Source organism: Enterococcus sp. AZ091 (assembly GCF_051714805.1).
GTDB classification, from domain to species: Bacteria; Bacillota; Bacilli; order Lactobacillales; family Enterococcaceae; genus Enterococcus_D; species Enterococcus_D gallinarum.
The window spans coordinates 815,598-828,353 of sequence record NZ_JBIOSO010000002.1 but is presented as its reverse complement, the minus strand read 5'-3'; the positions used below and the strand labels follow the sequence as shown (position 1 = coordinate 828,353).

The 12,756-nt window shown below is 40.3% G+C and carries 15 protein-coding genes; 3 read left to right on the top strand and 12 right to left on the bottom strand.

Annotated elements, in window-relative coordinates; all coding sequences use genetic code 11:
* Window positions 1–40 precede the first annotated feature (40 nt).
* From IGJ28_RS16325 to IGJ28_RS16270, 12 genes are all read right to left on the bottom strand, one after another.
* The gene (locus tag IGJ28_RS16325) at window positions 41–871 is read right to left on the bottom strand and encodes a TlyA family RNA methyltransferase (RefSeq protein ID WP_003126211.1); all 831 of its coding nucleotides are present in this window, start codon (window positions 869–871) and stop codon (window positions 41–43) included.
* A complete protein-coding gene (locus tag IGJ28_RS16320; protein ID WP_252711779.1) occupies window positions 871–1,755 on the bottom strand; it encodes a polyprenyl synthetase family protein in 885 nt (294 codons plus the stop codon). The genes IGJ28_RS16325 and IGJ28_RS16320 overlap by 1 nt, the downstream gene beginning before the upstream one ends.
* Window positions 1,756–1,763: 8 nt before the next feature.
* Window positions 1,764–1,982 carry an exodeoxyribonuclease VII small subunit gene (locus IGJ28_RS16315; protein WP_003126209.1) on the bottom strand — a complete coding sequence of 73 codons (219 nt, stop codon included), beginning with the start codon at window positions 1,980–1,982 and terminating at the stop codon, window positions 1,764–1,766.
* A complete protein-coding gene (xseA, locus tag IGJ28_RS16310; protein ID WP_242387018.1) occupies window positions 1,963–3,315 on the bottom strand; it encodes an exodeoxyribonuclease VII large subunit in 1,353 nt (450 codons plus the stop codon). The genes IGJ28_RS16315 and xseA overlap by 20 nt, the downstream gene beginning before the upstream one ends.
* Window position 3,316: 1 nt before the next feature.
* Window positions 3,317–4,168, bottom strand: coding sequence for a bifunctional methylenetetrahydrofolate dehydrogenase/methenyltetrahydrofolate cyclohydrolase (locus tag IGJ28_RS16305; protein WP_005471160.1), 852 nt, complete (start codon window positions 4,166–4,168; stop codon window positions 3,317–3,319).
* A gap of 261 nt (window positions 4,169–4,429) precedes the next feature.
* Complete coding sequence (locus IGJ28_RS16300) at window positions 4,430–6,070, bottom strand: peptide ABC transporter substrate-binding protein (RefSeq protein ID WP_252711427.1); 1,641 nt, start codon at window positions 6,068–6,070, stop codon at window positions 4,430–4,432.
* A gap of 15 nt (window positions 6,071–6,085) precedes the next feature.
* Entirely contained in the window at window positions 6,086–6,403 is a 318-nt protein-coding gene (locus tag IGJ28_RS16295; RefSeq protein WP_081131628.1) for a cupin domain-containing protein, read from the bottom strand.
* A gap of 250 nt (window positions 6,404–6,653) precedes the next feature.
* Window positions 6,654–7,106, bottom strand: coding sequence for a transcription antitermination factor NusB (gene nusB, locus IGJ28_RS16290; RefSeq protein ID WP_003126203.1), 453 nt, complete (start codon window positions 7,104–7,106; stop codon window positions 6,654–6,656).
* Window positions 7,099–7,524 carry an Asp23/Gls24 family envelope stress response protein gene (locus IGJ28_RS16285; protein ID WP_003126202.1) on the bottom strand — a complete coding sequence of 142 codons (426 nt, stop codon included), beginning with the start codon at window positions 7,522–7,524 and terminating at the stop codon, window positions 7,099–7,101. Before IGJ28_RS16285 ends, nusB begins: the two co-directional genes overlap by 8 nt.
* A 202-nt stretch (window positions 7,525–7,726) precedes the next feature.
* Window positions 7,727–8,791 (bottom strand): M24 family metallopeptidase, encoded by a 1,065-nt coding sequence (locus IGJ28_RS16280; RefSeq protein WP_081131629.1) that lies wholly within the window; start codon window positions 8,789–8,791, stop codon window positions 7,727–7,729.
* 108 nt (window positions 8,792–8,899) lie between these two features.
* Window positions 8,900–9,958, bottom strand: coding sequence for an anti sigma factor C-terminal domain-containing protein (locus tag IGJ28_RS16275; protein ID WP_252711428.1), 1,059 nt, complete (start codon window positions 9,956–9,958; stop codon window positions 8,900–8,902).
* The gene (locus tag IGJ28_RS16270; protein ID WP_438845488.1) at window positions 9,951–10,313 is read right to left on the bottom strand and encodes an RNA polymerase sigma factor; all 363 of its coding nucleotides are present in this window, start codon (window positions 10,311–10,313) and stop codon (window positions 9,951–9,953) included. Before IGJ28_RS16270 ends, IGJ28_RS16275 begins: the two co-directional genes overlap by 8 nt.
* 305 nt (window positions 10,314–10,618) lie before the next feature.
* Between IGJ28_RS16270 and IGJ28_RS16265 the strand changes: the two genes are divergently transcribed.
* From IGJ28_RS16265 to IGJ28_RS16255, 3 genes are read left to right on the top strand one after another with little or no spacing between them, the layout of a single operon-like run.
* Complete coding sequence (locus IGJ28_RS16265) at window positions 10,619–10,933, top strand: YdcP family protein (RefSeq protein ID WP_000420682.1); 315 nt, start codon at window positions 10,619–10,621, stop codon at window positions 10,931–10,933.
* Between the two features lie 15 nt (window positions 10,934–10,948).
* Window positions 10,949–11,335 carry a YdcP family protein gene (locus IGJ28_RS16260; RefSeq protein ID WP_000985015.1) on the top strand — a complete coding sequence of 129 codons (387 nt, stop codon included), beginning with the start codon at window positions 10,949–10,951 and terminating at the stop codon, window positions 11,333–11,335.
* Between the two features lie 28 nt (window positions 11,336–11,363).
* Entirely contained in the window at window positions 11,364–12,749 is a 1,386-nt protein-coding gene (locus IGJ28_RS16255; protein ID WP_000813488.1) for an FtsK/SpoIIIE domain-containing protein, read from the top strand.
* Window positions 12,750–12,756: the final 7 nt, after the last annotated feature.

Genomic DNA, 12,756 nt, shown 5'->3' with positions numbered 1-12,756 from the left:
AAGAAAGAGAGCCGGCATGTAAAATACCAGCTCTGCAAAATCAGTAAGTTTTTGGATGATGAAAGGTTTCATGTGCTTCAGCAACGATCTGAGGGACAGAGATTTCGGCTTTCCTTGTGCCATCACCATTCTGCACTTTCTGTAGATGAACCAAAAATTCAATGTTGCCTTCACCGCCCGTGATCGGTGAAAAACTAAGATCAAGAATATTAAAGCCATTCGATTGGGCAAAGTCCAAGATTTCTTCGAGAACCCTTTGATGGACTGCAGGATCACGAACAATGCCGTTTTTTCCGACAGATGCTTTCCCTGCTTCGAATTGGGGCTTGATCAGCGCTATGACTTCTCCTTGGTCTACGAGAATTTCATGTAACGGCGGCAAGATCAACTTCAAAGAGATAAATGACACATCGATGGTTGCTCTTTCTGGTAATCCTTCTAAAAAATCAGTAGGTTTGGCATAACGAAAATTCACACGTTCCATCACGACTACTCGCGGATCTTGACGTAGTTTCCACGCCAACTGATTGTAGCCAACGTCTAAGGCATAACTCATTTTTGCCCCATTCTGCAGAGCTGCATCAGTAAAGCCGCCGGTAGACGCACCAATATCCAGCAGAATTTGGTCTTTCACCTCAAAGTCAAAAATTTTCAAAGCTTTTTCAAGTTTTAAGCCACCACGGGAGACATAAGGCAGCTTTTTGCCTTTGATTTGCAACTGTGTCTCCCCGCTGATTTTTTCACCTGGTTTGTCTAAACGTTCATTTTTCTCTGTGTAAACTAATCCAGCCATGACACCGCGTTTCGCTTGTTCTCTGGTTTCAAAAAGTCCTTGTTGGACCGCTAAAACATCTACTCGTTCTTTTTTCATTACTTTCCTCTAATCTCGAATTGTTTGACAACGGATGCGAGCAATCGTTGATCGAAATGACCATAACTGCTCAGTTCATCTAACACAGCATACGCTTGATTCAATTCATCCTTCAACGCTTCACTAGCGCCATCAAGTCCTAGCAAAGCCGGATAAGTACTTTTCGCTAGTGCATCATCTCGATGGACAATCTTGCCCAATACTTCTGTTGTACTGGTGACATCTAAAAGATCATCGCGGATTTGGAAGGCTAAGCCCATATGACGAGCAAATTGATCGAGCAGCTGGATAACTTCTTCTGTCTGATCCGCTAAAATACCACCTGCAATCACTGCAAAACGAATCAGTTCACCTGTTTTGCGTTCGTGAATGCTGATCAGCTCATCAAGTGTGAGTTGCTGATTTTCCCCTTGGATATCTGCTGCCTGTCCAGCCACCATTCCCGCTGTGCCTGCCGTATGACTAAGCTGCTGCAAAAGCAAAATTTTCTTATCTGGTTCAAGATCAGCTAACGATAACAACTGAAACGCAGCAGTCAATAGACCGTCCCCAGCAAGGATCGCTAGTGCTTCTCCATAGACTTTATGGTTTGTTGGTTTGCCTCGTCGCAAGGCGTCATCGTCCATCGCCGGCAAATCATCATGAATCAGTGAATAGGTATGAATCATCTCTAGGACTGCTGCAGTCTGGTATACTCCCAAAGTCATTGACTTATGGAAAGAAGCAACGGTCGCTGTCAACAGCAATGGACGAATTCGTTTACCGCCAGCATGAATGGAGTAGAGCATACTATCTTTCAACGTTGGATCACTTGTATGCTCTTCTAGAAATCGAACAATCACAGCTTCGATCTCCGAAAGATATTTTTCTTGAAATTGTTGCATGTTATCCATTAGTCTTCCTCATCAAAAAGAACTTCTTCATTGTTTTCAGTCATCATTTTTGTTAATGATTTTTCTGCTTTAGCCAATGTATCTTTGCACTGTTTGCTTAACACCATTCCCTTTTGAAAAGCGTCAAGAGCTTCTTCTAATGGTACATCGCCTTGTTCCAGCCGAGTAACGATTTGTTCTAATTCTTGTAATGATTCTTCAAATGTTGGATTTGCCATGATCTTCTCCTTCTGTTGCAATAACTTTAACAAGCGCTTGACCATCTTGATAATGGACGTTCAACTCATCACCAGCTTCAATATCTGCGATGGTTTTAACGACTTGCTCGTCTTTCGTCGTAAAACTGTAGCCTCGTCCCATGATTTTTAGAGGGCTCAAAAGATCTAACGATTGGAGAGCACTTAAAAATCGCTGTTCTTTTTTTTCAACGCTAAGTTGAATGGCTTTTTCTAGTCGTTGCGTTAAATAAGTAACTTCTTGTCCTGCAGCTGATAGCCGTGCCTTAGGTACCTGTTGTTCCAAACGATGAATCAACTGACTGGCCACCTTCTCTTTATCATAGAGCTGTGTTTGCAACGATTGATTCATTCGTTGCTGCAACTGATCCAGCTTAATCGCTTGGGCCTCATATAAGCGCTCTGGTTGGCGAAAAATATAAGAACCTACTGCCCGTTGGAAACGTTCTTGTTTCCGCTGGATTTGATACATAAATGCTTGTTCAAGCCTTGTTTGCTTCTCTTCGATCCGTAAAATTTCTTCTGAAAGAACTGGCACTGCTAATTCAGCAGCAGCAGTTGGTGTGGCTGCTCGTACATCAGCCACTAAATCAGCGATGGTGGTATCTGTCTCATGTCCCACAGAAGAAATGACTGGTGTCTCGGCAGCGAATATGGCACGTGCAACGCGTTCTTCATTAAATGGCCAGAGATCTTCGATAGAACCTCCGCCGCGGCCAATAATCATTGTATCGAAGGTGCCATCTGCTTCTACTCGCTGGATATTTTTTACTACATCATCTGCTGCCTTGTCTCCTTGGACTACGGTTGGAAACAAGACGATTTCGGCAATCGGATAGCGCCGCTGCGCAGTGGTGATAATATCCCGAATCACTGCGCCACTCGGGCTTGTAAGTACCGCGATTCGTTTTGGAAATCGTGGAAGGATTTTTTTGGGAGCTGAAAATAGCCCTTCTTCTGCTAATTTTTTCTTAAGTTGTTCGTAGGCTTGATACAACGCCCCCACTCCGTCAGGTTCCATGTGTTCAATGTACATCTGATAATTTCCGCTGGCCTCATAGAGTGAAATGCGGCCAACAGCCAACACTTTCATTCCTTCTTCCGGCTGAAATCGCAGCTTGTCAAAAGCTCCCTTGAACATGACTGTCGAAATTTTTGCGCCATCGTCTTTTAAGCTAAAATATTGATGGTTTGGCCGTCTGCGAAAATTGGAGATTTCTCCAGTCAAATAGACCCGTTCCAAGTAAGGATCCGCATCAAACTTGCGTTTCAAGTATTTGGTCAATGCGGTCACAGTTAAATATTGTTGTGCCATGTTATCTCTTTACAGTCTCCTTTGCCGCTGCTAAGGTTTGTGCCATCAGCATCGTGATCGTCATTGGTCCGACGCCTCGTGGAACTGGCGTGATATAGCTTGCGATAGGTTCAACTTCAGCAAATTTCACATCCCCAATCAATTTTCCTGCCTCATCACGATTCATTCCTACATCAATAACGACTGCTCCTTCTTTCACAAATTCTTTAGTTACAAAATGACCGCGTCCAATCGCAACCACTAAGATATCGGCTTGTCTAGCCAATGCTGGTAAATTCTGTGTTTTTGAATGTGCGATCGTGACGGTAGCATTTTTACCGAGAAGCAAATGTGCCATCGGTTTGCCTACGATATTGCTTCGGCCGATCACTAATGCATTTTTACCTTCAAGTGGAATATCATACGCTTCAAACATTTTCATAATACCGTAAGGGGTGCAAGGGATTCGATCGGGAACACCAGCAAACAATTTACCAAGGTTGATAGGATGGAAACCATCGACATCTTTTTCAGGTCGGATAGCTAGCAACACTTTCTCTTCATCGATTTGTTTTGGCAGTGGCAGCTGGACTAAGATACCATGAAAGTCTGGGTCCTGATTGTACTTGTCGATTTCACTAAGTAGTTCTTCTTCAGTTATCGACTCGGGATAATGTTCAACTTTAGATCGTATGCCGATTCTTGCCGCAGCCAGTTCTTTGTTTCGCACATACGTTTGACTTGCTTTATCTTCCCCTACCAGTAAAACAACTAAGCCGGGAACAATTCCTTGTTCTTTTAAAAGGGCGGTTTCTGCAGTAAGATCTGCTTGCATTTTTTCTGCTAATTCTTTTCCATTAATCAAAATACCCATCTTGACAACTCCTCTGACTTTTTTCTATTCTAGCATAGTTCGCTTTGAAGAAAAATGATTTCTGGTAGGAAAATCATCGTTTCCCATCTCTAGTATCATAGCATTTTCTCATTGCAACTGCTTAACCAAAGACTCACACAGAACAATAAAGGCAGCCTCTTTTGCAAAAGGACTGCCTAGTTTTCACTATTTATTTGTAGAAACCTAATCAATTCAAAACCCGCAGTTTTGATATAATGAGTCTGATTGATCAGCTATTCTTCACTCATTTTTCACAAGGTTTCTGAGAGTCATCGGTGCCGCAAAAGTGTGATAGTTTAATCCTGAGATTGAAGGATTTTGTAACACTGAGTTTTGATTTTGGCTGATAACGATCATACCGGCAGTTGTTTCCATCAGTTCTTTTTCGGCTGCAATCATCGTTTCCCATCGCTTGTTCTCATCAAGAGCATAGGTAGTGCTGGCATCATCCAATAAGCGGTCATAAACGGGATTCGAGTAATGGCGATTGTTTCCGCTATACATCATCTTAAGTGTAGAATAAGGATCTTGGTAATCGGGAGTCCAATAAATTAGGAACAAATCATAGTCGCTTTCACTAGCAAGATTCAACGCTGTTTCGGCTGGCAGCGAGCGCATATTGACCTTCAAACCAGTAAAGAGGTCCTCCAAACTCCATTGGATACTCTCACCCATTTTTTTGTAGGAACCATCATCAGTCGTTAACAGATCAAGCTCGATTTCATCGCCTAATTCTGCTTTTGCCTGTTCCCAATAGGCTAGCGCTTTTTCTTTATCATAGGCCATCAAATCACCAGCTTCCTCACGAAAGTCCACGCCAGTATCAGGATTAGCGACAAAGCCTTCTGTGATCGCGCCATTCAAGGGTTTGGAACCATCTGCCATAATATTATTGACAAGATTCTCTTTATCAATGGCCAATGCGAGAGCTTTTCGTAAATTTTCATTTTGTAAAGGTGTCGGTTGTCCCTTTCTTTCTTGATTTAACCGGATATAATTCATCGTTGCCGAAGGATAAGAGGCAAATTGGTCACTTGACTGCATTTGTTTGGCGATCTCTCCACTGATGATCGCGACATCCAACTGTCCATCTTCATAAAGATTTAGCGCGGTTGCAGATTCTTTTATCACATCATAATGGATCTCTTCTGCCAGAATAGCTTCTTGATCCCAATAAGATTCATTCTTGGCTAAATCCCAATTCATCTCAGTTTGCTGCCAGTTTTTTACAACAAATGGTCCATTATAAACAATTTTGTCGCTAGCTGTCCCATATTCCTGTCCAAATTTTTCGACAACCGATTGATTTTGAGGAAAGAAAATCGGAAAAACCATCAATGAAGTAAAATACGGAGCTGGTTGTGTAAGACGGACTTCTAATGTATAGTCATCCTTTGCTTCAACACCTAGTGTATCCGCCGACTGATCGCCACGGGCAATTTCTTCCGCATTTTCGATCAACCCATTCATCAAGAAACTATACTGAAATGCATTTTCAGGATCAATCATCCGTTTCCAAGCATATTCAAAGTCATTCGCTGTCACCGGATCCCCATTGCTCCATTGTGCATTTTCGCGTAACCTAAAGCGATAAGTTTTGCAGTCAGACGAAATTTCCGGTAAATCAACTGCTACACCCGGCTGCACTTCGTCCTTTTCATCCAATAGATATAAGCCTTCAAAAGTGGCTGTTTGAATAATTGCATCTGGGAAGTCCAACATGGCAGCCGGATCCAATGAAGTTAGCTCTGTCATAGACATTAGTCGAATCACTTGAGAGGCTGAATCTTCTTTCTGCTTTGTTGTTGTACCTGCTGTACATCCAGTCAAAAATATCATTGCTACTATCAACCCCAACAATCTGTTAAATCCTTTTCTCATTCTTTTCCTCCTTTTTTATCGTTCCACCAAAAACCACACAACCTCAGCCGTTTCTGTGCCATCATTGTAGTTGATATGCCCTTCTCCGGCTTCGATCCATTGACAGTCTCCCGGATTTCCAGTGAGATCTGTTCCGTCTTCTAAAACTGTATGAGCGCTTCCTTTGATCACATAGGAAAATTCATCTTGTGTGTGACGTGCAAATCCCTCTAATGGTCTTTTCTCACCGGGAGCTAACCGAACCACTCCCATCTGAACCTTTCCGTTGGCTTGATTCAATGAATCAAATATCGTTTCAAATTCTTTCCCATTATCCACTGAAATAATTTTCATTTTTTCTGACTCCTTTCAATTATTACTTTCAATTAAATCGTCAGAATATTCTAAAGTCAATACTTTTATTCAAAATATCGCTTTTATTTTTATTTTTCAGCTGTTTTTTTGAAGAAATTACTTTTATTAACGCTTCTCTCTGTAAAAAGACTCAGTTTTTTCACCTCAACCAACTTAATAGCAACTATGGCATTGTATCGCAAATAACCAAAAAACAGCCTCAGCTTTTAGCTGAGGCTGTTTTGATTAACTAGTCATTCTTACTTTCAATTTCACTGTTCACATTAGATAAAATACCATTCACAAATTTTCTTGATTGGTCATCACTGAATGTTTTGGCTAATTCAATGGCTTCATTTAACGCGACTCGATTAGGAACATTGTCAACATACACCATTTCATATAATGCAATTCGTAAAATCGTTACATCCATTTTTGATAACCGTTGGATCTTCCAACCGGATTTTAAATGGGACTGGATCACTTCATCCAACGCTTCTTTGTACTGACATACCCCTGCTACAAGTTGATCCAAATACGCTGGAACGAAGTGTTCCTGTTCTTCATCAATCAGCTCATGGTGTTCCAACTCAATTGCATGCATGATCGCATCTTGTTTCGTTAAATCTTTATTAAAATCTAAAGGAAATAAGGCTTGCAGAGCCATTTTCCGAATCTCGTGACGTGATAATTCTTTACTCATTTTCTTCCTCGTCGTTTCCGAATAATTCTTCAATATCAGGTTGTTCAATCTTTTCTGGTACTACAGCTACCACATGGACATTGACTTCCGCTAAGTGAACATCTGTCATGAACAATACTTGCTGTTTCACTCGATCTTGAATTTCCATTGCTACTTTAGGCACTGAAACGCCATAGCTTAGATAGCAATAAAGATCAACCTTGATCCCAGTTTCATCGATTGTCAAGTAGACCCCTTTGCCATGCGCGGAGCGTCCAAGCAATTCAGTCACACTATTGGCTAATGTCCCCCGCATCCCATAGACACCTTCCACTTTAGATGCTGCGATACCAATAATGATCTCGATGACTTCTGGTGCGATCACGATTTCGCCTAATTCAGGACTTGCGTCTAAGACTAGATTTTTATCTTCATTCATAAGTTTTGCCTCCATTCTAAACTTCCACACATTGTTATCTATCCCTTCACGATATGTTTCGTCTCAATAAGTCATGACTTGGATAGACAGTTTCATTTGTATAGAGGTTTCTTCTCGCTCTAAGTTTATCATTTTCTGCACTGAGAATCTATAATAACCCACTATTCTCAATGAATTTTCTGAAATAAACGAGGATGTTGATTTACAAGATGATCAATTCTTTAGGAGAATGCGTCAAAACTTGATTACCAGTTTCTGTGATCAACAAATCATCTTCGATTCGAACGCCGCCGATACCTGGAAGATAAATTCCCGGTTCGTCTGTAATGACGTTGCCCGTAACAAATGCTTTGTCTGCTCGGAAAGAGACGTTTGGTCCTTCATGGATCTCTAGACCGATTCCGTGACCCGTTGAATGTCCGAAAGCTTCTCCATAGCCGAATGAAGCAATATGATCACGTGCGATTGCATCTAATTCAATTCCTGTCATGCCCGGTTTGGCTGCAGCTAAAACTTTTTCTTGAGCTTCAAGGACGATTTGATAAATTTCTTTTAATTTGTCTCCCGGATCACCTACGGCGAACGTCCGAGTCATATCAGAAACATATCCTTGATAGTAGCAACCAAAATCCAGAGTGATCAAATCTCCTTGTTCAATTACTTTTTCACTAGCTACCCCATGGGGCATAGCTGAACGTAATCCACTGGCAACGATTGTATCAAAAGAAACGCTTGTAGCGCCCAAAGAACGCATGAAAAAGTCAAGTTGATTGGCTACTTCTATTTCTGACATTCCGGGACGGATCATTTTCAAAATATGTTCAAATCCTTGATCCGCAATATGGCAAGCTTGTTGGATCAACGCGATTTCTGACTCATCTTTGACTTCCCGCAATGCTTCGATCATACCTGAAACAGGAGCCAATGAAGATTCTTCAATAATCTCCTCCAAGACCGAATAATCAGAAAAGCTGACGTAACTTTCTTCGAAAGCCAAAACATTGATCTCTTCTTTTTCGCAAATAGCCGCAACTTCTTCAAAAATCGGTCCGCTATTTTTTACGATTTCAAATCCTTGTGCTTGAGCAGCCGCTTGCTCTGTATAACGAAAATCAGTAACGAAAAAAGCTTTTTCCAATGTAATGACAGCTAAACCAGTCGTGCCGGTAAAATTAGTCAAATAACGCAAATTGTATGGGCTCGTGATCAAAAAACCATCAACGGCATCTTTTCTCATTGCTTCTCTTAATTTTTCAACTCTTAACATTCTTTCTCCCCACTTTCTTGTTCTGTATTATTATAGCAAACTTCCCAGAAAAGCGAAAAGAATGAAAAAAATTTATACAAAAAAAGACAGATTGCTTTTTGACATTCTTTAATCCTCGTTAATTTGGTCTATCAAAGAAAACAAATTCGTCTCCATCACACGCGCTGTTAAAATGTTTTCACCGTCTTCTAGAAGGGTAATCAGTGCATCTACGGACATGCGTGCTGAAATTCCATAGGTTTGTACACCGTTTTTTTGAATGTAGGTCAACGCTGTTTCAATTTGTTCAACAGATAAAATATCACGCGCGTCATTCGATTCCAAGGCTAAAAAGTCTTTCTGGGTTAGTAAGTATTTCAACATCGATTCAAAATGCGCAGCGGATTGTTCTGTTTCTGAATAGTCTGATTGTTGTTTGCTAGTTGCTTCAGATAAATCCAGAAAAGGAAAGTCTTTTAAAAAACTCTCTTCAAGTGTCTTTTCTTCTGGGACTACACGAGAAAAACTATTGGAAAACCCAAGCGGCTGAAAATCTTGATTTCCAGTTGCCCCCCCTGTTCGAACAGCTGTCCAGAGAATTTCTCCTTTGGGTATTTGATACATCTGCCAGTCTCTCAATTCTTCCAAAGATAAGTCTTTCTCAAAAATTAATGTGGTGATCAACGAAGTGCTTTTGGGCAATTTTTTTAAATTGTTCAAAAGGTTCTGCTTCATTGTCTGATTCTCAGAGAATTCAAGACTCGATGAATCTCGCATTCGTGATTCAAAAAGAAAATCTGTTTTTTGCGAATTAGAGAGATAATTCTTCAGCAATTGATTTTTATCGATCGTTACTGTCTGAATCGTAGAATGATTCTGATCGAGATTTTGATAAACTTCTGTCACCTCATAACTGCCAAAACCTAATGAACGTATTTCATACTTCGATAGAAAATGATTTTGCGTCGTTAACTCGTTATTGATTTGACGATTCATGATGTAACTATCTTGATTTACTTGTAGGCTACTTTGCCGAGGATCATAGAAAAAGAGGTCAACAAATTTTGGTATTACAAGTAAAACTGCAATTGTCAGTACAACAGCTGCAAAAAGAAAGAAAATCCCTCGTTTGTAACGTTGTTGTTTGATTTTCCTTTGCAATTGTTCAAAGTGAAATGGTTCATTCATTTGTTAATTCCTCCTTAAGTAATTGTCTTCCTCGATACAAACGATTCTTCGCTTGCGTGTAGCTCCATTCTTTATACGTTGCAATTTCCTCAATTCGCCACTCCAAAAAATAGTATAGTAAAATCACTTCTCGCGTATCTTTAGGTAATTTCTCAATACTGCGATACAATGCTCTTTTTCTCTCTTGTCCTATTATTTCTTCCAATGGGGTAGACAACTGTTGGCGTTCTGCTTGAAAAACGTGTGAAGGAAACTTTCGCCATCGATGTGCCACCGTTTGTTTACGCGTCCAGTCAATGAAGCGATTTTTGATTATTTTTAGTAAAAAATAGCATAAAAATCTAGTTATCCGCATAAAAACTGGACTTATCACACTTTATCAAGGTCAAAACCACTCAATTTACTACTAATTTACTACTTATGAATGAGCTTTGATACGACGATTTATCCTTGAAAAGTGAAGATATAAAGATACTTCCAATAAAATTTGAATATTTAATAGGTAGACACTTCAAAAAATGAGGTGTCTATTTTTTTACCCGATTTTGAAAGGAAGTGAACTTATGAAAACAAAAAATCAAGAATCAAAAGGTCGTTCCCCACTCTTTAAGACCATCAAACATTCATTCAGCCAATAAAAAAGAAAGGATAGGTAAAAATATGGAACTTAAATTTGTGATTCCCAACATGGAAAAAACATTCGGCAATTTAGAATTTGCTGGCGAGGATAAAGTCGTTCAGCGAAGAATCAACGGACGGCTAACTGTCTTATCAAGAAGCTATAATCTCTATTCTGATGTTCAAAGAGCAGATGATATTGTGGTGGTGCTTCCTGCTGAAGCTGGCGAAAAACATTTCGGCTTTGAGGAACGTGTGAAGTTAGTCAATCCACGTATTACCGCAGAGGGCTACAAAATCGGCACTCGTGGTTTTACAAATTACCTTTTACATGCTGACGACATGATAAAAGAATAAAGAAAGAGAGGAAAAATGATGAGATTAGCAAATGGCATTGTATTAGATAAAGACACGACTTTTGGAGAATTGAAATTCTCTGCTCTACGTCGTGAAGTGAGAATCCAAAATGAAGACGGGTCGGTTTCAGATGAAATCAAGGAACGTACCTATGACTTAAAATCCAAAGGACAAGGACGCATGATTCAAGTAAGTATTCCTGCCAGCGTGCCTTTGAAAGAGTTTGATTATAACGCACGGGTGGAACTTATCAATCCCATTGCGGACACCGTTGCTACTGCCACCTATCAAGGAGCAGATGTTGACTGGTATATCAAGGCAGACGATATTGTGCTGACAAAGGATTCTAGTTCATTCAAAGCTCAACCACAAGCAAAGAAAGAACCGACACAAGACAAATAGTCGCTAGGTAGAAAGGAGACTTTTTCGCATGAAACAGCGTGGTAAAAGGATTCGCCCATCTGGTAAAGATTTAGTCTTTCATTTTACGATAGCGTCACTCCTGCCTGTTTTCCTGCTGGTTGTCGGACTGTTTCATGTGAAGACAATCCAGCAGATCAACTGGCAGGATTTTAACCTATCACAAGCAGATAAGATTGACATTCCCTATTTAATTATCAGTTTCAGTGTCGCAATTCTTATCTGCTTGCTGGTAGCGTTTGTATTCAAACGGGTTCGCTATGATACGGTTAAACAACTTTACCACCGTCAAAAACTGGCAAAGATGATACTTGAAAACAAGTGGTATGAATCTGAACAGGTCAAAACAGAGGGTTTCTTTAAAGATAGTGCTGGTCGTACAAAGGAAAAGATAACCTACTTCCCTAAAATGTATTATCGACTTAAAAATGGCTTGATACAGATACGGGTGGAAATCACGCTGGGAAAATATCAAGACCAACTCTTACACTTGGAAAAGAAATTAGAGAGTGGCTTGTACTGTGAGCTGACGGATAAAGAGTTAAAGGATTCCTATGTGGAATATACTTTGCTCTATGACACCATAGCCAGTCGTATTTCTATTGATGAAGTAGAAGCTAAAGATGGTAAACTTCGCTTAATGAAAAACGTATGGTGGGAATATGATAAGCTCCCTCATATGTTGATTGCTGGTGGTACAGGTGGCGGTAAAACTTACTTTATACTGACACTGATTGAAGCCTTGCTTCATACAGATTCAAAACTGTATATTCTTGACCCGAAAAATGCTGACCTTGCGGACTTAGGTTCTGTGATGGCAAATGTCTACTATAGAAAAGAAGACTTGCTTTCTTGCATTGAAACATTCTATGAAGAAATGATGAAACGTAGTGAGGAAATGAAGCAGATGAAGAACTATAAGACTGGCAAAAATTATGCTTACTTAGGTCTCCCGGCACACTTCTTAATCTTTGATGAATACGTCGCTTTCATGGAAATGCTGGGAACAAAAGAAAACACCGCAGTTATGAATAAGCTGAAACAGATTGTCATGTTAGGTCGTCAAGCTGGCTTCTTTCTAATACTGGCTTGTCAACGTCCAGACGCAAAATATTTAGGCGACGGAATCCGTGATCAGTTTAATTTCAGAGTGGCTTTAGGTCGTATGTCTGAAATGGGCTATGGCATGATGTTTGGCAGTGACGTACAAAAGGATTTCTTCTTAAAGCGAATCAAAGGTCGTGGCTATGTTGATGTAGGAACAAGTGTCATATCAGAGTTTTATACTCCCCTTGTACCAAAAGGATATGATTTCTTGGAGGAAATTAAAAAGTTATCCAACAGCAGACAGTCCACGCAGGCGACGTGCGAAGCGGAAGTCGCAGGTGTGGACTGATCTTGCT